The organism is Pseudomonas oryziphila (assembly GCF_003940825.1).
GTDB lineage: Bacteria > Pseudomonadota > Gammaproteobacteria > Pseudomonadales > Pseudomonadaceae > Aquipseudomonas > Aquipseudomonas sichuanensis.
Window position 1 is genome coordinate 4,443,725 of record NZ_CP034338.1, and the last position, 21,058, is coordinate 4,464,782.

Below are 21,058 nucleotides of genomic sequence, written 5' to 3' on the forward strand. Positions count from 1 at the left end.
GGAACACTCATGAACGCAGCAGTGAACAAGGGGCCGGGCCAGCGCGCGCCGTCCTACTACAGCGCCACCCTCAACGACCACAGCGAATACCCCACCCTCAAGGGCACGGTGCAGGTCGACGTGGCGATCATCGGCGGCGGTTTCACCGGCGTGGCCACCGCAGTGGAACTGGCCGAACGCGGCCTGAAGGTCGCCATCGTCGAGACCAACCGCATCGGCTGGGGCGCCAGCGGACGCAACGGCGGGCAGGTGACCGGCAGCCTGTCGGGCGACGAGGCCATGCGCACGCAAATGCGTGAACGGCTCGGTGCCGAGGTGGATGACTTCATCTGGCACCTGCGCTGGCGCGGGCACCAGATCATCGAGCAGCGGGTGGAACGCTATGGCATCGCCTGCGACCTCAAGCGCGGCCACCTGCATGCGGCGATGAAACCCTCGCACCTGAACGAACTGCGCGTCTTCGAGGCCGAGGCCCAGCGCCGCGGCATGGGCGACCAGGTGCAATTGCTCGACCGCGCCGCCATGGCCGAGCACCTGCAAAGCCCGCTGTACATCGGCGCGCTGAAGAACCGCCGCAACCTGCACCTGCACCCGCTCAACCTGTGCCTGGGCGAGGCCCGCGCGGCCCACAGCCTGGGCGCACTGATCTTCGAAAACTCCGAGGTCCTGGACATCATCCACGGCCCGCGCCCGGCAGTGGTCACCGCCCACGGCCGGATCGAAGCGCGGCAGGTGATGCTGGCCGGCGATGTCTACCACAAGCTGGAAAAGCGCCAGCTCAAGGGCAAGATTTTCCCGGCCATGGGCGGCATCGTCACCACCGCGCCACTGGGCGAGCTGGCCGCGCAGATCAACCCTCAGGACCTGGCGGTGTACGACTGCCGCTTCGTCCTCGACTACTACCGCCTGACCGCCGACAAGCGCCTGCTGTTCGGCGGTGGCGCCAACTATTCCGGGCGTGATTCGCGGGATATCGAGGCCGAACTGCGCCCGTGCATCGAACGCACCTTCCCGGCGCTCAAGGGCGTGCCGATCGAGTTCCAGTGGAGCTGCGCCATGGGCATCGTGGTCAACCGCATCCCACAGTTGGGCAAGCTGTCGGACAACGTGTGGTACTGCCAGGGCTATTCCGGGCATGGCATCGCCACCAGCCACATCATGGGCGAGATCATGGCCGAGGCATTGACCGGGACGCTGGAGAAATTCGACACCTTTGCGGCGTGCAAGCACATCAAGGTGCCGATGGGGGACCTGCTGGGGAATCCGCTGCTGGCGGCGGGGATGTGGTACTACCAGATGCTTGAAAAGCTGCGCTGATTTTCACTGGCCCATTCGCGGGTAAACCCGCTCCCACAGGTTCATCGCCGCTTCTGAAAACGGCGCGACTCCTGTGGGAGCGGGTTTACCCGCGAATAAGCCGGTGAAGGCTATCAGGCGATCTTCTTCAGGCCCTGCTTCTTCAGCTCTTCATCACGCAGCTCGCGGCGCAGGATCTTGCCGACGTTGGTGGTCGGCAGTGCATCGCGGAACTCGATGTAGCGCGGCACCTTGTAGCCGGTGACGTTGGCGCGCATGTGCTCCAACACCTGCTCCTTGGTGACGGTCATGCCCGGCTTGACCACGATGAACACCTTGATCACCTCGCCGGATTTTTCGTCCGGCACGCCGATGGCGGCGCACTGCAACACACCCGGCAAGGCGGCGAGCACGTCTTCGAGCTCGTTGGGGTACACGTTGAAACCCGAGACCAGGATCATGTCCTTCTTGCGGTCGACGATGCGCATGTAGCCGTCCGGCTGGATCACGGCGATGTCGCCGGTCTTCAGCCAGCCATTGCTGTCGAGGATCTCGGCGGTGGCCTCCTCACGCTGCCAGTAGCCCTTCATCACCTGCGGGCCCTTGATGCACAGTTCGCCTACTTCGCCCAGCGGCAGTTCCTGACCGTTGTCGTCGATGACCTTGCACAGGGTCGAGGGTACCGGGATGCCGATGGTGCCGACCTGGTTGGCCTCGGACGGGTTGACCGTCGCCACCGGGCTGGTCTCGGTCATGCCGTAACCTTCACAGATGGCACAGCCGGTCACCGTCCTCCAGCGCTCGGCCACGCTCTGCTGCAACGCCATGCCACCGGACAAGGTGATCTTCAGCCCCGAGAAATCCAGGTTGCGGAAGGTTTCGTTGTTGCACAGGGCGACGAACAAGGTGTTCAGGCCGACGAAGCCGCTGAACTTCCACTTGCCCAGCTCCTTGACCATGGCCGGCAGGTCGCGCGGGTTGCTGATGAGTATGTTGTGGTTACCGATCAGCATCATGGCCATGCAATGGAAGGTGAAGGCGTAGATGTGGTACAGCGGCAGCGGGGTGATGAGGATCTCGCAGCCTTCGTGCAGGTTAGAGCCCATCAGCGCGCGGCACTGCAGCATGTTGGCGACCAGGTTGCGGTGGGTGAGCATCGCGCCCTTGGCCACGCCGGTGGTGCCGCCGGTGTACTGCAGCACTGCCACATCGTTGGCCTGCGGGTTGGCCTCGGTCACCGCGCCGCCCTTGCCCAGGGCCAGCGCATCGTTGAAGCGCACGGCATTGGGCAGGTTGTAGGCTGGCACCATTTTCTTCACGTACTTGATGACGCTGTTGACCAGCAAGCGCTTGAGCGGTGGCAACAGGTCGGCCACTTCGGTGACAATGACGTGCTTGACCTGGGTCTTCGGCACGACCTTTTCGGCCAGGTGCGCCATGTTGGCCAGGCACACCAGCGCCTTGGCGCCGGAATCGTTGAACTGGTGCTCCAGCTCCCGCGCGGTGTACAGCGGGTTGGTGTTGACCACGATCAGCCCGGCACGCATGGCGCCGAACACGGCGACAGGGTATTGCAGGACGTTGGGCAACTGGACGGCAATGCGATCGCCCGGCTTCAGGTCGGTATGCTGCTGCAGCCAGGCGGCAAAAGCGCCGGACAGCGCATACAGTTCGCCGTAGGTGATGGTCTTGCCCAGGTTGCTAAAGGCAGGTTTGTCGGCAAAGCGTTGGCAGGATTGCTTGAGAACCGCCTGGATATTGGGGAATTCGTCAGGATTGATGTCCGCCGTGACCCCGGCTGGGTACTTATCCTTCCAAAAATGTTCGATCATGGAAGCCCGCTCCTTCAGCAACAGCGAATTCGGTACGCGTCGATGCGCTTATTATTGATATGCGAAGCCGGCTCATTGCAAACCGGATCCTGGGAAAGCGCGCCGAGAGTAACAGCTTTACCAGGGGTCGCCTAGAGGCCGAAACGGGCCTCTCGGTCACAAAAATGACTCAAAGAAATGTACAGGTCATTTTTAGAGTATTTATCCAAAGTGTCGCAATATCGGCTGAAAATGCCGAAATAGAGCCATTACTGCTGTGGGAGCGGGTTCACCCGCGAACTTGGCAGTGGCCCCGCCTACGCTTTCGCGGGTAAACCCGCTCCCACAGGACCTGCAAAGCCTCAGGCGATATCGCGCAGCTCCCGACGCAAGATCTTGCCCACCGGTGTCATCGGCAACGAATCACGCAGCACGATGTGCTTGGGCACCTTGTAGCCGGTGAAGTTGGCCTTGCAGTAAGCCTTGAGCTCGTCAACGCTCAGCCCCCCCGCGCGCGGCACCACGAACAGCTTGACCGCCTCGCCGGATCGTTCGTCCGGTACACCGATGGCCGCACAGCTGGCCACCTGCGGGTGGTTCATCACCACGTCCTCGATTTCGTTGGGGTACACGTTGAAACCCGAGACGATGATCATGTCCTTCTTGCGGTCGACGATACGGGTGAAGCCGTCCGGGTCGATGATTGCAATGTCGCCGGTCTTGAACCAGCCTTCGGCATCCAGCGCCTGGGCCGTGGCTTGCGGTTGCTGCCAGTAGCCCTTCATCACCTGCGGCCCCTTGATGCACAGCTCGCCGCGCTCACCCAGCGGCTGCTCGTTACCCTCGTCGTCGATCACCTTGAATGCCGTGCCGACCACCGGGATGCCCACGGTCCCCAACCGCGCCAGTTGGCCGTAAGGGTTGGTACTGGCCACCGGGGACGTCTCGGTCAGGCCGTAGCCTTCGACGATGCGACAGCCGGTCAAGGCCTCCCAGCGCTCGGCGGTGGCCTTGACCAGCGCCGTACCGCCGGAGTTGGTGACTTTGAGTGCGGAAAAATCCAGGAATTTGAAGCCGGGGTGGTCCATCAAGGCGACGAACAGTGTGTTCAGCCCCAGCAGCCCCGAGAACCGCCACTTGCCCAGCTCCTTGATGAAGCCCGAGATGTCGCGGGGGTTGGTTATCAGCACGTTATGGTTGCCGGTGACCATCATGCACATGCAGTTCGCGGTGAACGCATAGATGTGATACAGCGGCAGCGGCGCGATCATCACCTCCTGGCCTTCCTTGATCAGCGGCTGGCCGTCGGGGCCGTGCTGGGCGAAGCAAGCCAATACCTGCAGCATGTTGGCCACCAGGTTGCCGTGGCTGAGCATCGCGCCCTTGGCCAGGCCGGTAGTGCCGCCGGTGTACTGCAGCACGGCGATATCTTCGTGCAATTGCGGCACCGCTTTGTGGGTCAGCCCACGCCCCAGGCGCAACACCTGCTTGAACGACACGGCCTGGGGCAACTGGTAGGCGGGCACCATCTTCTTCAGTTTGTCGACCACGGTATTGATCAACCAGCCCTTGGCGGTAGGCAGCAGATCGCCCATCTTCGCCTCGATCAGGTACTCGATGCCGGTGTCGGGCAACACCTCCTGCACGCGGCTGCCGAACATGTTCAGGTAGACCAGCGCGCGGGCCCCGGAGTCCTTGAACTGGTGGCGCATCTCGCGTGCGGTGTACAGCGGGTTGGTGTTGACCACCACCAGCCCGGCGCGCAGGGCGCCGAACACGGCGATGGGGTACTGCAGCACGTTGGGCATCTGCACCGCGATGCGGTCGCCCGGGACCAGGTCGGTATGCTGCTGCAGCCAGGCGGCGAAGGCCGCGGAGTGGCGTTCGAGCTCGGCATAGCTGAGCGTCACGCCCAGGTTGCTGAATGCCGGGCGGTCGGCGAAGCGCTTGCAGGAGCGTTCGAAGACATCGACGACGGACGCATAGGCCGTCAAATCCAGTGTGGAAGGCACGCCCGCCGGGCGCTTGTCGTTCCAGAAATCGGCTTGCATTTATTGTTGTTCCTCTGCCGGGACCTTCCCTGACCTTGATGCCAGGTGGCAAAAAGGCGTTCTGCCGACGTTAGCAGTTCGGCCCAAGGTGGCAAATACGCCAAGTGCTGCCATTAACATTGTGAATCTTATTTAGGCCCTTCCTGCAATTGTGGCCTTTGCGCATACACTGTTCCTCGAACTCCGTGCGCAAGGACCCGCCATGCCCCATGACGCCTTCTGGCTGCCCGCCAGCGAGCATTGCAGCCTGTACGTGCACCAATGGCTGCCGGCCACGCCGGTCAAGGCCGTGGTGTTGCTGGCCCACGGCATGGCCGAGCATGCCGGGCGCTACCAGCGCCTGGGGCATGCCCTGAATGACGCCGGTTACGCCCTGTTCGCGCCAGACCTGCGTGGCCACGGGCGTACCGCCGAACTGGGTCACCTCGGCCTGTTCGCCAGCCACAATGGCTGGAATGCCGTGGTCAACGACCTGGGCTTGCTGGCCCAGCACATCGGCCAGCTGTTTCCCGGCACACCGCTGTTCCTGTTCGGCCACAGCATGGGCAGCTATATCGCCCAGGCCTACCTGCTGCACCACAGCGCCAGCCTGCAGGGGGCGATCCTCAGCGGTTCGAACTTCCAGCCTGCAGCGCTCTACCGCAGCGCGCGCCTGATCGCTCGGCTCGAAGCCTGGCGCCAGGGGCCGCTGGGCAAGAGCGCGCTGATCGACTGGCTGTCGTTCGGTGCGTTCAACAAGGCGTTCAAGCCCAACCGCACCGCCTTCGACTGGCTCAGCCGCGACCCGGACGAGGTGGACAAGTACATCTCCGACCCGCTGTGCGGCTTTCGCTGCAGCAACCAACTGTGGCTCGACCTGCTGCAGGGCCTGGCGCAGATCAGCCAGGCCAAGCACCTCGCGCAGATCGATCCGAACCTGCCAGTGCTGGTAATTGGCGGTGAATGTGATCCGGTGAGTGCCGGCAAGCGTCTCACGGTTCTGGCCGACGCCCTGCGCGCGACCGGCAACCGCCACGTGCAGTTGCGCGTCTATCCTGGCGCACGGCACGAAGTGCTCAACGAAACCCATCGCGACGAGGTCTGCGCCGATATCATCGGCTGGCTGGAACAGGCGCTGGCCCTTGGCCGCCCTGTCCGCAGTGAATGATAGGCAGCCTCGCCCGCCCCACAAGGAAGCCCCGATGACCCAGGTTAGCAACACGCCTTACGAAGCCCTCGAAGTCGGCCAGAAAGCTGAGTACCAGAAGTCCGTGGAAGAACGCGACATCCAGCTGTTCGCCGCGATGTCCGGTGACCACAACCCGGTGCACCTTGACGCCGAGTTCGCCGCCAAGAGCATGTTCCGCGAACGCATCGCCCACGGCATGTTCAGCGGTGCGCTGATCAGCGCCGCGGTGGCCTGCACCCTGCCCGGCCCCGGCACCATCTACCTGGGCCAGCAGATGAGCTTCCAGAAGCCGGTAAAGATCGGCGACACCCTGACCGTGCGCCTGGAAGTGCTCGAGAAGCTGCCCAAGTTCAAGGTGCGCATCGCCACCAACGTGTACAACCAGAACGACGAGCTGGTGGTCGCCGGTGAGGCCGAGATCCTGGCGCCGCGCAAGCTGCAGACCGTCGAACTGGTGAGCCCGCCGAATTTCGTTGCCAGCTGATTTCAGTGCTGGCTTTTTCGCGGGTAAACCCGCTCCCACAGGTTCTGCGCCACTTTTGAAAGCAACGCTTAACCTGTGGGAGCGGGTTTACCCGCGAAGAGTCCTCCCAACCTGCTCAAGCGCCGCTCGATGTGCCGCCGCTCCGGCCCCTGCCGGGTCAGCGCAAGCGCCTGCTGCCAAGCCTCCCGCGCCTGCTCCTCATTACCCAGCTGCCAATGCAGCTCGGCCCGCGCAGCATGGGCCAGGTGATAATCACCCAGCTCGCCACGCGCCAGAATCGCCTCCACCGCCTGCAAGCCCACCTGCGCACCGTCCCGACGGGCCAGCGCCGCCGCACGGTTGAGCTCGACCACCGGTGACGGCCAATGCCGTTGCAGCACCTCGTACAAACCGACAATCTCCCCCCAGTCCGTGGCTTCGGCACTGGGCGCTTCGGCATGCACGGCGGCAATCGCCGCCTGCAGGCTGTAGGGCCCGAACGCCCGGCTACGCAGCGCCTGCTGCACCAACTGGCAACCTTCCTCGATCTGCGCGCGATCCCACAGGCTGCGGTCCTGCTCATCGAGCACCACCAGTTCGCCTTCGGCATCGCTGCGCGCTCGTTGCCGCGAGGCCTGCAGCAACATCAACGCCAGCAGGCCGAGCACTTCGGCATCCGGCAGCAACTGCCCAACCAGCCGGCCCAGGCGAATAGCCTCATCGGTCAACGCCTGGGTCACCACGTCTTCGCCCGTCGAAGCCGAATAGCCCTCGTTGAACACCAGGTAGATCACCCGCAACACACTTTGCAGACGCTCGGGCAACTCGTTCAGGGCGGGCACCTGGTAGGGAATCCTGGCATCACGGATCTTCGCCTTGGCGCGCACAATGCGCTGGGCTATGGTCGTCGGGCTCTGCAGGAAGGCACGGGCGATCTGCTCGGTGGTGAGGTCGCACACCTCGCGCAGGGTCAGCGCCACCTGGGCATCGAAGGCCAGCGACGGGTGGCAGCAGGTGAAGATCAGACGCAGACGATCGTCGGCCAGCAGCTCCTCATCGCCGGGATCGTGCGCCTCGCCTTCGAGCAGCATGATCAGCTCGGCCTGGGAACGGTCGAAACGGGCACGTCGGCGCAAGGCGTCGATAGCCTTGAAACGCCCGGTCGAAACCAGCCAGGCCCGCGGATTGTCGGGGATGCCGTCGCGCTGCCAACGCTCGACGGCAATGAAGAAGGCATCGTGCATGGCCTCCTCGGCCAGGTCGAAATCCCCCAGCAAGCGGATCAGGGTAGCCAGGATGCGCCGCGAGTCGCGGCGATAGACCGCCTCGACCTCCTCGCGTACCTGCGCCTGCGCTTGCATCAGTCCGGCATCCGCTGGGTCACTACCTCCACCAGGCGGTCCAGGCTTTCTCCCCAGCCCTGATGAAAGCCCATTTCTTCATGGGCGAGGCAGTCGGCGGCATTCCAGTGCCAGGCACGCGCGGTATAGCGGGTCTTGCCATGCTCTTCGTCGAATGTGACCACGGCGGTCATGAAGGCCTTCTCCGACGGCACCCACCCAGGGCGGAAGGCGTCGGTGAACACCAGCCGGTGCGGTGGGTGGATTTCCAGGAACACGCCCTGATGCGGGTATTCGCTGCCGTCAGGCGCACGCATCAAGGTGCGGAACAGCCCGCCCGCCCACAGTTGCATCTCGCATTCGGGGGTGGTCATGCCGTGCGGCCCCCACCACTGCATCAGCCATTGGGGTTCGGTCCAGGCCCGGAACACCTTGGCCGGCGGGGCATCGATCAGGCGGCTGATGGACAGCTCGTGCGGGGCCTGTAGCGGTTGCGCCAGTGTCATGCTGGTTGTTCTCCTTCAGGGTTGCAGTTCGCGTACGGGCCGCACTTCAACACTGCCAACCCGTGCTGCCGGGATGCCCTTGGCGATGTTCAGCGCCTCGTTGAGGTCGCGGGCATCGACCAGGTAGAAGCCCGCCAGCTGCTCCTTGGTTTCGGCGAACGGGCCGTCGGTGAGGCTCATGTGCCCCCCGCGCACGCGTACCGTGGTGGCCGTCTGCACCGGCTTGAGCGCCTCGGCGGCGAGCATGCGCCCGGAGCCCTGGATGGACTGGGCGTAGGCCATGCATTCGGCGTCTTCGGGGCTCTCGGGCAGGCTGTGCAACAGCCCTTCATCACAGTAGACCAGGCACAGGTATTTCATGATCGTCTCCAGCGTGAGGTGGCGATGGGCGGTCGACAGGCTTCAGGGCTTGAAGTCGAACAGGGCTTTTTGCGTTTCCATGTCGAAGGGTGCCGACCAGTGCTCATGGATGACCTGCCATTGACCCGCCTGGCGCCGGTACGCCACCGTGACCCGCATGAAGCCGCACTGGCTTTCATCGTCGGAAGGCCCGCAGCGGTTGAGCCAGTGGGCCAGGCCCAGGTCGCCGTCGGCATGCACGGTCAGTTGCGCCACTTCGAATACCATGGGGCCGGTGCAAAACCCCATGCACATTTCCCAGTGCGCGCGGTAGGCGGCCTTGCCCTTGAACTGCAGGGCCTGGATCGCATCGAAGGCGAGGATGTCGTCGGCGTAGGGCGCGACGATCTTGTCGACATCGCGGTCGCGCACGGCCTGGATCCAGTGCTCGATCAGTTGGCGGATTTCATGTTCGGCTGCGCTGTTCATCGATGGTTCCTCCGGACGTTAGGGCGACGGTGTTGATGTTGCGTTCACCTTTGGTCGAACGGGGATCGGGCAAATCGACAGCGCCTGGGAGAATTTCCCGTCGCCTCAGCGGCGCTCGAGCGGAATCCAGATTTCCATGACGGCCTGCGGGTCGGCAGGGTCGAACCCGGCCGGGTAACGCTCGAACACCGCGGCGTTGGCCGAGCGCTCGCCGGAGGCAGGCAGCCACTGCTGGAAAATGCCATCGAAGGTCGCCTTGATGCCCTGCAGGCTGCCGTGGTGTTCGAACACTGCGTAATGCTGCGGCGAGAGCGTCAGGTGAGTGAAGCCGGCGGGCAAGCCGGCAGTCGCAGCGACCTCGACGCCGGCCAGATAGTCGAAGCCACCCTGGCCGTCGGGGTTGTAGCACACACCATAACTGTCATGGCCATGGGCGCCGGGCACATGCCCGATATGCGGCCCGAAGCGCTGCCACAGGCGCGGCAGCCCACTGAGATCGGCCATGCTGAAACGCTCAGCGAAGCCGGCGAGGGTCAGCGCCCGGCCATCTTCGTAGCGAACGGGGATCGGGTTCATCATCATTGGTCTCGCTGAATTGACGTGGCGGCCATTGCACCGGGCCATGCTGGTTCGATAGCGTAGCCCAGATCCGCCAGAGAGAAGCGCCCCATGCCGTTGACCAGCCAACCCCTGCTCGCCTGCGCACAGCTGGAGTTGTCGTGGGTGCACGCGCAGGGCAGTGCCAGTTTTGCTCGCCATACCCACGACGAATACGTGCTGGGTGCCAATTTGCGAGGTGCTGAACAGATATGGCTGGACGGTCGTGAACTAGCTGTACCCGCCCGGCGTGTAACCTTGTACAACCCATTGGCCGTGCAGGCTTCGACCTTCGGCCCGGACGGCGTTGAATACATCAGCCTGCACCTGGCGACCGACACCCTGCGCCAGGTGATCGGTGACAACAATCTGCGCTCGACCGACCAGCCCCCGGCGTTCGAGCAGGGCATCCTCGAGCACCCCGGCCTGTTTGCAGCCCTGCTCGACCTGGCCCGGGCCGACGCTGGCGAGCGCGAGCAGGCATTGCTGTTGCTGGTGGCGCAATTGCTCGAACAACCCACGGCCACGCCCGGCGAGCAGTCGGTCGCGGTCAGTCGCAGCCTGGCCGCGATGAACGCGAGCCTCGACAGCCGCCTGGAACTTGAGCAACTGGCGCAGCTGGCCGGGCTCAGCAAATACCACTACGCGCGCTGTTTCAAGAAAGCCACCGGCCTTGGGCCGCTGCAGTACCACATGCAACTGCGCCTGATCGAAGCGCGCCGCCGCCTACGCGCAGGCCAGCACCCGCAGGACGTGGCGCTCGACCTGGGCTTTTATGACCAGAGCCATTTCATCGGTGCCTTCCGCCGCGTGCACGGGGTAACCCCGCAGCACTACGCGACCCACTACAAGGGTGGCGCGGCCAGGATGAATTCGCGGTAACCGGAGAGGACTACGTACAATTCTTGAGGCATTTAGGTCCGAGTGAGCTGGCAACGCAGCACCAGCCTTTTGCAGTCAATAAAAAATCGTGGCACCCCATCACTCTACCTGCGACCAATGCACGCAATCACTATCCCCGAAGTAGACCAACACGCGTCTTGTAGCATCAAGCAGCCAAAATCTAAACGCCGTAGTTTTGTTTATCAAAAGCTGCAACCCTTCCTTACCCTCAAACTTCCAGGCATGCCACTTTTCATCCACCACCAACAAGTACACAAACTCTTCAGGGTGCTTGGATATGCCTCTCCAGAAATTTTCGTCATAATACCTACAAGCCCTCTGTATATAAAACGAATCAAGATTTCCGCAACCACCATAAAAATTCAAATCTAAATAATCTAGCAAGCCTCGCAACTCCACCTCTTCAACCCGCTCAACCTTAATCGAATTGGCTTTAATCTCTTCCTCAATTTCAATCTTTAAATACTCCATATCACCGTCCCTTCTCAGTGGATATTTTACCCCCACTCACATGGACTCTCTGCACAAGTATGTGACCTCTCACACCAACCATCGGGCGGAAGCTGCCGGGTTCGTACACATAGCTGCGCCAGCGGCTTTGGCAGTGCTCGGCCAGCAGGCGCACGCCTTGCCAGATGAGATAGAATTTCGCAGCAACTCCTCTTCAATCATCACTGCCGTGCATCATCAAAACCCTCGTAGAGCTTCATCAGATTATTACAGGCAGCCATTATCTCCCCCCTCCTAGAACCAAAACCCTTACAGCAGACATTTTTTTCACACCAGTCTCGAATATAACAAGCACCTACAAACATATGACAAACAACATATTCACCCGCGAAATCAAACGACATCTGATGCTTGTCACATCCCAGATACGCAGGAATACCTTCCGAATCACCATCGCACCCCAGATATATTCCAGACATACCTAAACCCAACCCCTTGCACTTCAAGAGGGACTTAAGCACGAGATCAATATAGTCCCCCCTATTCAAACCAGAGCCAACAAGCATATCGAACAAACACTTCTCAGGTATTCCGGTCCGAGTGAGATCACTCATACCACCAAAGAGCCCCACCAGCCTCTTACAACCTTCAATTACTGATTCTCTATCAGCAATCACCTCTCTAATACACCATTCCTGTATATACTTTGCGCCTTCAGCCATTGAGCAGACAACATATTCATCCATATACTCAAACGACATGTCAAAGCCATCAGAGCCCAAATAATCAGGAATACTGAGTATGTCGGCATCACACCCGAGGAAGACTCCCGACATTTCGGTACCAACGCCTTCGAAATCAAGCAACTTCTCAATCAGCACTCCAACCAAGCCCACACCATCAAAACTCTCGGAAAGTGTGAAATCAAGCATACAGGCATTAATTACTTCTTTATCGACTTTACTTAGCATACTCACCACCAACAGAAGGATGAAAATTGGTGACCGCCTTGGTATCCCTATCAAGATACACCCTATACCTCACTCCATTATAACTAGCACTATAAATATTCCTCCCATCCCTGAGAGCCTCTTCATACTTAAGACGCGCGGCCCTCAGCCCTCCAAAACACATTCTATCTGTTGGGTGCTTGACATCATCGTAAACCGTCTTCGGACTTTCAAATTGCTTTACACCAATCACAGTCCCATCCCGCTTCAGCGCATCCCGCCCATAAAAAATCTGAGTAATACCATCCACATCGCCTGGAGCTTCCGAAATAATATGCAACTGCATTTCATCCACTACCCTCACAAATTCACTTCGACTATGCGCCCCTTTAACTCCATGTTTTTTGGAAAAACCATCATACCTCTCCATATGTTGCTTTATACCTTTGTTAACAGGCATCCCCCGGTAGGTAAATATTTCCGGACAACACGCCTCCAACCCCAACGGATCCACCCACCCCGTCGGGTTCACACCATACAAATACCCATTAACCCCACCCGCCAGTCCAATCGGATCCGGCGTCAGGTACCGCCCTGTCTGCGGGTTGTAATAGCGGTGCCGGTTGTAATGCAGCCAGGTTTCTTCATCGTAGTACTGCCCCTGGAAGCGCAGGGGGTTGTCGACCTGGTCCACGTCCAGTCGCAGCCCCCAGCATCACTCTGCTCGTGACCAAACCACCTCATCACTATCACCACAAAACACCAACACTTTTTTCTTCGAATCAATCAGCCAATATATAAACCCACTAGTTTTTCCTAGCAACAACTGCAAATCTTTCGGCGCCTGAAACCTCCAAACATGCCATTCATCATCCAGCACCATCAAATAGACAAAATTTTCCGGCTGATAAACTACCTTTTTCCAAAAATCAGCATCATAACAACCACTGGTCTCTCTAATAAAACGAGGATCCAGCCCGCTATACGAAACATAAAAAACATCCTCTACGTAGTTCAGAAAGTCATCAAGCTCCACACCGAGCACACGAACAACCTCAATGGAGTTACTCAACAACTCCCCTTCAATCTCTTTCTGCAAATAATTCATTTTCTATTGCCACTCCTTTTTTTATCTCGCAGCCCTTCCCTACTCACTGGAACCTCCTGCAGCAGTATATGACCTCGCACTCTCCCCCCTCTCTCCCGCTTTCCTTCTGTTTGATACCCAACATGTGGCACCTTAGGCCCCTTAGTACTACCAACCAACTCTGGATCGTCAATATTTACTTCCGCCCCCGTATTTACCCCCTCTTTAACCTTCCATTCGGTGGGATGTGACTTCCCATACCGGTCTTTACCCCATTTCACCACCTCAAATTCCGACTTCGGTACGCCCGTTCGCCTGAATGCTTCATCCAGTGCCATTCTAACTTGCTCAAAAGGGTTGCCCGGCAGGGATCGATAGTCCAAATCTTTTTCTGGATCGAACTTCCAATCACCGTTCGGACAACACGCCTCCAACCCCAACGGATCCACCCACCCCGTCGGGTTCACACCATACAAATACCCATTAACCCCACCCGCCAGTCCAATCGGATCCGGCGTCAGGTACCGCCCTGTCTGTGGGTTGTAATAACGGTGCCGGTTGTAATGCAGCCCGGTTTCTTCATCGTAGTACTGCCCCTGGAAGCGCAGGGGGTTGTCGACCTGGTCCACGTCCAGCCGCAGCACGTGGCCGTAGGCGCGGTAGCGCGCCGACCAGCGGATGCGGCCATTGACGGCGGTCATCTCCTGGGGAGTGCCGAGGTGGTCGAGGTGGTAGTGCAGGGCCTCGACGGGGGTGTCGCCGTCGCGTAGCAGCATCACCATCGGGCGGAAGCTGCCGGGTTCGTACACGTAGCTGCGCCAGCGGCCCTGGCAGTGCTCGGCCAGCAGGCGCTCGCCTTGCCAGATGAAGGCGGTCTCGGTGCCGTCGACGTCCTTGGACACGCGCCGGCCGAAGGCATCGTAGCGGTAGCGGGCCTGGCGGCCGTCGGGCAGCTGGACGCTGGCGAGGCGGTGCTGGCTGTCGTACTGGTAATTGGTGACCAACTGCTGGCCGTGGCCGCGGCGTTCGCTGGCCTGGTTGCCGAAGCGGTCGTAGCTGTAGTGGCAGTCGCCGTGCATCAGCAGGCGGTTGGCCTGCACCTGCACGTCGCGGGGGTCGCCGCGCAGGCCGCTCTGGGCCAGGAGGTTGCCGGCGGGGTCATGGACGAAGTACTCGGCCAGTTCGCCGCGCACGCTGGTCAAGCGGTCGAGCGGGTCGTAGTGGTAGCTGCGGGTGCCGCGGCGGGTGTCCTCCAGGCGTGCCAGGTTGCCGCTGTCGTCGTAGTGGTAGCGGCGCATGAACACCGGGCCTTCCTTGCGATCGACCCGTTGGCTTACCAGGCGGCCCTGGCCGTCATGCTGGAACTGGCTGAGCAGCTCGCCCTGCTCACGGGCCAGTTCCTGGCCGAGGCCATGGCGGTGGGCGGTGAGGCGCTGGCCGTCGAGGTCGATGGTTTGCAGGTGGCCACCGGGCTGGTAGCGGTAGTCGAGGCGGCTGCCGTCGGGCAAGCGGCAATGGCTGACCTGGCCCATCACGTCGTAGCCGTAGTGCAGGGTCGCCCAGCCCTGGTGCTCGGTAACCAGGCGGTCGCACAGGTCGTACTCGTAGGCCAGCGGCCAGTGGCCGTCGTCCACCCGCACCAGGCGGCCCAGGGCGTCGTACTGGTGGCTGACCTGCTGGCCGTCGGGCAGGGTCTTGACCAGTAGCCGGCCTTGCTTGTCGCGGGTGTAGCGGGTCAACCAGGGCTCGCCGTCGTCGCCCAGCTCGGTCTTTTCCAGTAGCTGGCCATTGAGGTCGTAGCCGTAGCGGGTGACGCGTCCGTCGAAACCGGTTTCTTCGGCGAGCAGGCCGTTGGCGTGGTAGGCCAGGCGGTAGCATTCGTCGCGCTCGTTGATGACTTGCGACAGTTGCAGCTGGCCGTTGTCGTAGCGGTAGTGCAGGCAGCTGCCATCGGGGTTGATGCGCCGCGACGGCAGGTGCAGGCCGCCTTCGTATTCGAAGCGGGTCACCCGGCCCTGCTCGTCGCTTTGCGCGGTCACCCGGCCATAGGCGTTGTACTGATAGCGGCGCACACCGCCGCCAGGCAGCGACACTTCGCTCAGGCGCCCGGCCAGGTCCCAGGTGTACTGGGTGGCCGAGGCATTCTCGCGCAGGCGCATCACCAGGCGGCCGAGGGCGTCGTAGCGGTAGCGCCGCGAACCGCCGCCGGGCAGGGCTTCGCTGACCAGTTGCCCAGAGGCGTTCCAGCCCAGCTCGTGCAGGCCGCCGTCGGCCTGGCGGATGGCGACCAGGCGGCCCTGTTCGTCATAGCGGTAGCCGGTGACCTGCCCGCAGGGGTCGGTCTGGCTGAGCACATCGCCCTGGGCGTTGCGCTGGTACAACCAGCGCGCCTGGCCACGGCGCACCTCGCACACATGGCCGTCGCGATAGTGGTAGTGGGTAGCCTCGCTGTCCTCGGGGCGCACCGACAGCAAGTAGCCGGCGTCGTCGTAGCTGTAGAAGGTTTCGGCACCCAGCGGGTTACGCTCGCCGATCAGCCGGCCCTTGGCGTCATAGGTCTTGTGGTGCTCGGCGCCGTCGGCGTCTACCTGGCGCACCAGCCGGGCCTTGTCGTCGTGCTGATAGAACTGCTGGCTGCCATCGGCGTTGTGCACCGTCACGCCGCCCTGGCCGTCCCACTGGTAGCGAGCCTCCAGGCCCGGCACGCTGGACCAGTGGCGCACGCAGCGGGCGTGCCGGCCCTCGCCTTCCCACTCCCAGTAAAACGCCGCGCCCCCCGCCAGCTGGCGCTCGAGGATGACGTTGGCGGCGTCATAGCGGTAGCGCTCGCGCTCGTCCAGGCCATTGCCGGCTTCGGTCAGTTGCCCGGCGTCGTTGTAGTGGTAGGTGGCCAGGGTCGCCACCCGCACCCAGGGCGCCTGCTCGCGCCCCTTGCTGTCGTACATCGACTGCCAGAACTGCTGCTCCACCGTCACCAGGCGGCCTTGCTGGTAGCTCAGCAGCAGGCGGTTGCCGGCGCCGTTGTCGATGTGCTGCAAGCGGCCGCTGTGATCGTACGCCAGGCTTACGCGGTTGCCGTAGGCGTCGCTCAGGGCCATCAGCCGGCCGTCGATGAAGTGCAGGTAGCGTGGGCGCGCGCCGGCCTCGGCGATCACCAGCTCGCCGTCGGTCTGGCCCAGGTAGATGGCCGCGCTGCACAGGCTGTTGCCGATCACCGGGCGCTGGCTGTCCGGCATCGGGAAGTGGGTGCGGCGGTTTTCGTGGTCGCACCACAGCACGCCCTGGCCGTCGGCCTGCAAACGGTGGCACAGGCTGTGGCTCCAGCCGGGGCCCAGGCCGTGGTCGATTTCAGCCGCACTGGTGCGGTACAGGCGCACCCACTCTACCGGCAGCACGCCGAACAGCTCGGCATCCTTGAGGGTAAGCAGTTCCTCGCCGGTGACCATCGACACCGGGCAGCGGTGGGTGGCGGTCTCGTCGGCGCGCTGGGCGGGTTTGTCGCTGGGGGTGCGCGGCTGGCTGGGGGCATCGGGCAGGTCGAGCTCCTGCTCCACCCGCAGCGTGCTGTGGCGCTTGCCGCGCACCACCGACACGGCATCGTCCACGACCAGGTCGAGGTCCTGCGCGGCGCTCTTGATTGCCAGCGGTACCTTGGCCGCGCTGTTGACCTCGACACTGCCGCCGGTCAAGAGCGGCTGGGCGCGTTTGGTATGGGTCGCCAGGGCATGCTGGCGGCTGAGGTCGATCAGCCGTTGCAGGCCGTCCAGCAAGCCGTCGGCCCCCCGGGCGGTATTGCTGGCGTACTTGAGGCCCTTGGCGGTGAGGCGGAACGCCAGCCCCAGGCCGCCGGACAGCACGATCCCCAACAGCACATCCAGCAACAGCCCGGCATTGAGCATGGCGTAAGCCTGGGCTTGCCACTCGGGCGGGCTCAGGGCCAGCCACTGCAGGATCGCGGTGGCGTAGTAGAACATCAGCAGCTCGTCGTCGAGCATCAGGAAGGCGGTGTGCAGCAGGCTGCCGGCCTGGGCCTTGAGCTTGTCGAAGTCGGCCTCGCTGATGAACTGCAACAGTTGGTCGCGCGCGCCGTCGAGGTTGAACAGCAGCTTGACCAGGGCCTTGAGGTCGTCGAACAGGTTCATCAGCACGCTGCCGACACCCTTGGCCATTGCCTTGTGGATGTCGTTCACGCGCTGCATCGACCCCACCGGCGGCATGCGGTCCCAATGTGGGGCGATACGTTCGGCCCACTCGCCGTCCAGCCAGCCCTTGAGCTGGTCGAGCAGGCTGTCGTACGAGGCGTACAGGGCCTGGACCTCGGCCGGGCTGACCTTGGGGTGGAAGTACAGGCGATAGCGGCGGTTGGCGTGGCAACCGCTGATGGTTGCCTGGCCGTTGGCATCGAGCACCCCTTCGAAGCGTTGCGGGGTCTGGCCCGCCGCCACCTGCTCGACCAGTTGGTAGGGGGTGCCGCCGATGGGCACGAAGGCCAGGCTTTCGAAGCGGTGCACGATATTCAGCACGCCATTGGCCGGGCAGTTGGCGTAGCCGGTGATGCGCCGTTCGCCAAGGCCCTTGGCCTGGCGCATCACCTCGTTGCCAACACTGTCGGTGAAGCGCAGCTCTTGCTCCAGGTCCAGCGCCCAGCCCAGCAAGAAGCTGTCCTGCAGCGCTTCGAAGGTGGCGAGGCTGTGCTGGCGGAAGGCGGCGATGCGTGCCGGGCCATCGGGCTTGTGGGCGTCGAGATTGTCGAGGAGGAACTTGGCGTAGATGATCAGGCTCATGGCGTGATGTCCTTGTTCACGTGCGCCAGCAACCGTTCCAGGGCTGGCGGGTCGAGCGGAGCACCCAGGGCCAGGCGCGCGACCTTGCAGCGCAGATTGGCCTCGGGGAGGGCGAAGTAAAGGTCGGCATGGGCCTCGCGCAGCCATTGCATGAGGTTGTCCAGCACCGGGCCGGGGTCGTGGCGGTGCAGGCGCTCGAGTAGCGCGGCACTCACCTGCCACCAAGGGAAGGGTTCGATGTTCAGGCGCTGCGCCTGGCGCAGCGGACGGGCCTGGCCGTTGCACCAGACGCGGCTGAATACCGGCAGCAGCGGCGCCTCGCCTGGCGCGTGGTGATCGAGCAGGGCCAGCAACTGATGGCCGTCCCACAGACGCAGGAACACCGCGGTGCCGTCGGGCAGCTTCACCTGGGTCAGGCTGCGCAGGTAGTCGAACACCAGGGTCGGTGAATGCGAGGACACCGCCAGCCAGCCCCAGTCAAGGCAGCGCTGGTTGCCGCACCAGGTGAGGAAGTCCCCTTGCGGCGCGGCCTCCACCAGGTAAGGCATGGCCTCCAGCCAGCCGGCATAGGGGGTACCTTTCCACAGCGGCTGGGGCACGTGGGAGCCATCGCGCTGCCGGTAGGCGGCCAGCGTATCGGCCTTTGCAAGGCTGCCGAACACCAGGTAAAGCCGCTCACCATCAGCCAGCGGGCTGGCTGCCAGCCAGTCTTGGGGGGCAAGGGATTCAAAGCTCACAGGCACCCTCCTTGCACCGCTCGCATTCCTCGCAGAACGCGGCATTGCGCCGGAAGGTGTCGAGCTGCGCCTGGGTCAGCGGCAGGCCCGAAACCGAGCGTTCGGCCTCAGCCGTGATACCCGGCAGCACTGGCGCGGCCGGGGTGCCGGCGGCGACCTGGCCACTGGAGTCGACATACAGCGAGCCACCCACGGTTACCCCGCCAGCCGCGATCCGCACGAAACCACCGCCCGCCCGTAGCACCACCTCGCTGCCGGCATCCAGCACCAGGCGCTTGCCGGCCGACAGGTGGATTTCCTGCCCGGCCTCCACCAGCAAGGCCTGGCCCAGGGTGATATGCCGGCTGTTGGCGACGGTCAGGTGGTCGTCGCCGCGCAGCTCGGTCTTGCGATCGCCGTGCACGGTGCGGTGTTGCTGGGCGTGGTACTCGCTGTGTACATCGGCCAGCACAGTGTCGTGGCGCTCATGGCCAACGTGGCTGCGCTGGTCGTGGCCGATACGCTGCTCCCAGTCACGCTGGGCGTGGATGTAGATCTGCTCCTGGCCGGCGCGGTCCTCGATACGCAGCTCGTTGTGGCCTTCGGCGGCGGGCGAGCTGCAGGTCTTGAACACGCTGCGGGTCTTGTTGGCGGGCAGCTCATAGGGCGGCTGGTGCTCGGCGTGGTACAGGCAGCCGGTGACCAGCGGCCGGTCGGGGTTGCCGTCGAGGAAGCTCACCAGCACTTCCATGCCCACCCGCGGGATGACCAGCCCGCCGTACTGGTTACCGGCCCACTGGCTGGCGACGCGCAGCCAGCAGCTGGACTTTTCATCCAGCCGGCCATCGCGATCCCAGTGGAACTGCACCTTGATCCGGCCAAGGCGGTCGCAGTGGATCTCCTCCCCTTGCGGGCCGGTCACCCGGGCGGTCTGGGCGCCGTGTACCCGAGGCCGGGGGCTGGGGGCGGGCGGCCGGTAGGGGGTGCCCCAGGGCAAAGCCTTGAAAGTGTTGCGGTAGCCTTGCCAGGCCTCGCCGGCGGTGCTGGCGGCGGCCTCCTCCAGCACCTGGGGCTGGTGGCCCTCGTGTGTCACCTCCCCCAACAGCCAAAGCGCGTTCCAGGCGGCGCGCGGATGTGCTTCGAGGGTGAAGAAATGACCGCAGCGCAAGGCCGGTTGGTCACTGTTGCCTTCGGCTTGCAGGTAGTCGGCGCGGTGGCCTTCCAGGGCCCGCTGGCTCAGTTGGCGGCCACGCTCGCGGTCGGTGAAATCCCCCGGGTAGCCGTAGTCCTCCAGGTCCGGCTGGGGCACAGGCAGTTCGGGTTGATGCTGGGCTTCGAGCAGCAGCTTGGGCTTGAGCGGGTCGTAGTCGCGCCGGCTGACCCGCCCGGTACGCGCCGCCACCCGCGCGCCGAACTGGCTGACCACCGGCTGCTGCGCGACCTGGCCGCTGTCCGGCGCGAAGGGGGTGGGCCGCGCCAGGCGCGGGAAGGCGCTCTGCTCGTCGCCAAACACCAGCAGGTGGGCGTCGGCACTATGCTCGAAGTGGTAGTGCAGCCCCTCCTCCTCGCACAGGCGCTGCACGAAGGCGAGGTCGGTCTCGTCGTACTGGGTGCAGTACTCGCGTTTTGGGTATGGGGTGGGGCCGAGGCGGAACACGTAGGCGTCGGCGAGAATACCGTGAGCCTTGAGCACCCCGGCGATGATCTGCGGCACGTTCTGCTGCTGGAAGATCCGCAGGTTGCGGCAGTGCGCCAGGCTGGCCAGGCGCGGCACCAGCTCCAGCCGGTAATGGGTCAACCGCCGCCCGCTGTCAGCCTGAGCGACGCTGGCGACCTGGCCGTGGAAGCACTGCTCATCGTTGCCGACCCGCAGCGTGGCCAGTTTGTGCAGCAGGCTTTCGAGGTCGAGCGACGGGTCTTCGCTGACCAGTTCGAGGTGGAATGAATAGGGGCAACTCAGTGCCTCTGCCCCTTTGAAACGCAAAACCTGCAAGTCCGTTTGAACACCATGAACCTGCAAACTGAAAGGGGGTTGATCGCCAGGGCCGGACATTCGCATTCCTTATGACAGGTACGTCCAAAGCTCCCCGCTTGCATTCCGTGCAAGT

At 63.0% G+C, this 21,058-nt stretch carries 17 protein-coding genes and 1 pseudogene; 4 read left to right on the top strand and 14 right to left on the bottom strand.

The window, feature by feature from the left end; genetic code table 11:
* Positions 1 to 9 precede the first annotated feature (9 nt).
* Positions 10 to 1,317, top strand: a complete 1,308-nt coding sequence (locus tag EJA05_RS20750; RefSeq protein ID WP_125859600.1) for an NAD(P)/FAD-dependent oxidoreductase — start codon at positions 10 to 12, stop codon at positions 1,315 to 1,317.
* A gap of 113 nt (positions 1,318 to 1,430) precedes the next feature.
* Here the strand turns inward: EJA05_RS20750 and fadD1 are convergent, their stop codons facing one another.
* On the bottom strand, positions 1,431 to 3,128 hold the full coding sequence (gene fadD1 / locus EJA05_RS20755; RefSeq protein ID WP_125859601.1) for a long-chain-fatty-acid--CoA ligase FadD1: 1,698 nt from the start codon (positions 3,126 to 3,128) through the stop codon (positions 1,431 to 1,433).
* Positions 3,129 to 3,469: 341 nt separating this feature from the next.
* Positions 3,470 to 5,158: a long-chain-fatty-acid--CoA ligase FadD2 gene (fadD2, locus tag EJA05_RS20760; RefSeq protein ID WP_125859602.1), complete on the bottom strand. Its 1,689-nt coding sequence runs from the start codon at positions 5,156 to 5,158 to the stop codon at positions 3,470 to 3,472.
* Between the two features lie 202 nt (positions 5,159 to 5,360).
* On the opposite strand from fadD2, the gene EJA05_RS20765 reads away from it, so the two are divergent.
* A complete protein-coding gene (locus EJA05_RS20765) occupies positions 5,361 to 6,305 on the top strand; it encodes an alpha/beta hydrolase (protein WP_125859603.1) in 945 nt (314 codons plus the stop codon).
* A 34-nt stretch (positions 6,306 to 6,339) separates the two neighbouring features.
* Entirely contained in the window at positions 6,340 to 6,810 is a 471-nt protein-coding gene (locus EJA05_RS20770; RefSeq protein WP_125465091.1) for a MaoC family dehydratase, read from the top strand.
* Between the two features lie 68 nt (positions 6,811 to 6,878).
* On the opposite strand, the gene EJA05_RS20775 is transcribed toward EJA05_RS20770, so the two are convergent.
* The 5 genes from EJA05_RS20775 to EJA05_RS20795 all read right to left on the bottom strand — a co-directional run bounded on the left by EJA05_RS20775 (position 6,879) and on the right by EJA05_RS20795 (position 10,042).
* A complete protein-coding gene (locus EJA05_RS20775) occupies positions 6,879 to 8,150 on the bottom strand; it encodes an RNA polymerase sigma factor (RefSeq protein ID WP_125859604.1) in 1,272 nt (423 codons plus the stop codon).
* Positions 8,150 to 8,635 (bottom strand): SRPBCC family protein, encoded by a 486-nt coding sequence (locus EJA05_RS20780; RefSeq protein WP_125465093.1) that lies wholly within the window; start codon positions 8,633 to 8,635, stop codon positions 8,150 to 8,152. Before EJA05_RS20780 ends, EJA05_RS20775 begins: the two co-directional genes overlap by 1 nt.
* Positions 8,636 to 8,650: 15 nt before the next feature.
* On the bottom strand, positions 8,651 to 8,995 hold the full coding sequence (locus EJA05_RS20785) for a YciI family protein (protein WP_125859605.1): 345 nt from the start codon (positions 8,993 to 8,995) through the stop codon (positions 8,651 to 8,653).
* Positions 8,996 to 9,037: 42 nt separating this feature from the next.
* Complete coding sequence (locus EJA05_RS20790) at positions 9,038 to 9,463, bottom strand: YybH family protein (protein WP_125859606.1); 426 nt, start codon at positions 9,461 to 9,463, stop codon at positions 9,038 to 9,040.
* A 105-nt stretch (positions 9,464 to 9,568) separates the two neighbouring features.
* Positions 9,569 to 10,042 carry a GyrI-like domain-containing protein gene (locus tag EJA05_RS20795; RefSeq protein WP_323808591.1) on the bottom strand — a complete coding sequence of 158 codons (474 nt, stop codon included), beginning with the start codon at positions 10,040 to 10,042 and terminating at the stop codon, positions 9,569 to 9,571.
* A 90-nt stretch (positions 10,043 to 10,132) separates the two neighbouring features.
* Between EJA05_RS20795 and EJA05_RS20800 the strand changes: the two genes are divergently transcribed.
* Positions 10,133 to 10,942: a helix-turn-helix transcriptional regulator gene (locus EJA05_RS20800; RefSeq protein ID WP_125859608.1), complete on the top strand. Its 810-nt coding sequence runs from the start codon at positions 10,133 to 10,135 to the stop codon at positions 10,940 to 10,942.
* Positions 10,943 to 11,041: 99 nt separating this feature from the next.
* On the opposite strand, the gene EJA05_RS20805 is transcribed toward EJA05_RS20800, so the two are convergent.
* The 7 genes and pseudogenes from EJA05_RS20805 to tssI form a co-directional block, all read right to left on the bottom strand.
* Positions 11,042 to 11,434 (bottom strand): hypothetical protein, encoded by a 393-nt coding sequence (locus EJA05_RS20805; protein WP_125859609.1) that lies wholly within the window; start codon positions 11,432 to 11,434, stop codon positions 11,042 to 11,044.
* A gap of 200 nt (positions 11,435 to 11,634) precedes the next feature.
* Positions 11,635 to 12,384, bottom strand: coding sequence for a hypothetical protein (locus EJA05_RS20810; RefSeq protein WP_190306012.1), 750 nt, complete (start codon positions 12,382 to 12,384; stop codon positions 11,635 to 11,637).
* Positions 12,374 to 13,069: pseudogene (locus tag EJA05_RS20815) on the bottom strand (RHS repeat-associated core domain-containing protein); the annotation flags it as partial. The pseudogene EJA05_RS20815 and the gene EJA05_RS20810, both read right to left, overlap by 11 nt.
* A gap of 9 nt (positions 13,070 to 13,078) precedes the next feature.
* A complete protein-coding gene (locus tag EJA05_RS20820; protein WP_125859610.1) occupies positions 13,079 to 13,471 on the bottom strand; it encodes a hypothetical protein in 393 nt (130 codons plus the stop codon).
* On the bottom strand, positions 13,468 to 18,234 hold the full coding sequence (locus EJA05_RS20825) for an RHS repeat-associated core domain-containing protein (RefSeq protein WP_125859611.1): 4,767 nt from the start codon (positions 18,232 to 18,234) through the stop codon (positions 13,468 to 13,470). Before EJA05_RS20825 ends, EJA05_RS20820 begins: the two co-directional genes overlap by 4 nt.
* The gene (locus tag EJA05_RS20830) at positions 18,231 to 18,971 is read right to left on the bottom strand and encodes a DUF4123 domain-containing protein (RefSeq protein ID WP_190306013.1); all 741 of its coding nucleotides are present in this window, start codon (positions 18,969 to 18,971) and stop codon (positions 18,231 to 18,233) included. The genes EJA05_RS20825 and EJA05_RS20830 overlap by 4 nt, the downstream gene beginning before the upstream one ends.
* A complete protein-coding gene (gene tssI / locus EJA05_RS20835; protein WP_125859613.1) occupies positions 18,961 to 21,003 on the bottom strand; it encodes a type VI secretion system Vgr family protein in 2,043 nt (680 codons plus the stop codon). Before tssI ends, EJA05_RS20830 begins: the two co-directional genes overlap by 11 nt.
* Between the last annotated feature and the right edge of the window lie 55 nt (positions 21,004 to 21,058).

Excerpts from the sequence above, each read along its gene's own strand:
- EJA05_RS20750 (WP_125859600.1), top strand. The coding sequence starts at position 10 with ATGAACGCAGCAGTGAACAAGGGGCCGGGCCAGCGCGCGCCGTCCTAC.
- fadD1 (WP_125859601.1), bottom strand. The coding sequence starts at position 3,128 with ATGATCGAACATTTTTGGAAGGATAAGTACCCAGCCGGGGTCACGGCG.
- fadD2 (WP_125859602.1), bottom strand. The coding sequence starts at position 5,158 with ATGCAAGCCGATTTCTGGAACGACAAGCGCCCGGCGGGCGTGCCTTCC.
- EJA05_RS20765 (WP_125859603.1), top strand. The coding sequence starts at position 5,361 with ATGCCCCATGACGCCTTCTGGCTGCCCGCCAGCGAGCATTGCAGCCTG.
- EJA05_RS20770 (WP_125465091.1), top strand. The coding sequence starts at position 6,340 with ATGACCCAGGTTAGCAACACGCCTTACGAAGCCCTCGAAGTCGGCCAG.
- EJA05_RS20775 (WP_125859604.1), bottom strand. The coding sequence starts at position 8,150 with ATGCAAGCGCAGGCGCAGGTACGCGAGGAGGTCGAGGCGGTCTATCGC.
- EJA05_RS20780 (WP_125465093.1), bottom strand. The coding sequence starts at position 8,635 with ATGACACTGGCGCAACCGCTACAGGCCCCGCACGAGCTGTCCATCAGC.
- EJA05_RS20785 (WP_125859605.1), bottom strand. The coding sequence starts at position 8,995 with ATGAAATACCTGTGCCTGGTCTACTGTGATGAAGGGCTGTTGCACAGC.
- EJA05_RS20790 (WP_125859606.1), bottom strand. The coding sequence starts at position 9,463 with ATGAACAGCGCAGCCGAACATGAAATCCGCCAACTGATCGAGCACTGG.
- EJA05_RS20795 (WP_323808591.1), bottom strand. The coding sequence starts at position 10,042 with ATGATGAACCCGATCCCCGTTCGCTACGAAGATGGCCGGGCGCTGACC.
- EJA05_RS20800 (WP_125859608.1), top strand. The coding sequence starts at position 10,133 with ATGCCGTTGACCAGCCAACCCCTGCTCGCCTGCGCACAGCTGGAGTTG.
- EJA05_RS20805 (WP_125859609.1), bottom strand. The coding sequence starts at position 11,434 with ATGGAGTATTTAAAGATTGAAATTGAGGAAGAGATTAAAGCCAATTCG.
- EJA05_RS20810 (WP_190306012.1), bottom strand. The coding sequence starts at position 12,384 with ATGCTAAGTAAAGTCGATAAAGAAGTAATTAATGCCTGTATGCTTGAT.
- EJA05_RS20820 (WP_125859610.1), bottom strand. The coding sequence starts at position 13,471 with ATGAATTATTTGCAGAAAGAGATTGAAGGGGAGTTGTTGAGTAACTCC.
- EJA05_RS20825 (WP_125859611.1), bottom strand. The coding sequence starts at position 18,234 with ATGAGCCTGATCATCTACGCCAAGTTCCTCCTCGACAATCTCGACGCC.
- tssI (WP_125859613.1), bottom strand. The coding sequence starts at position 21,003 with ATGTCCGGCCCTGGCGATCAACCCCCTTTCAGTTTGCAGGTTCATGGT.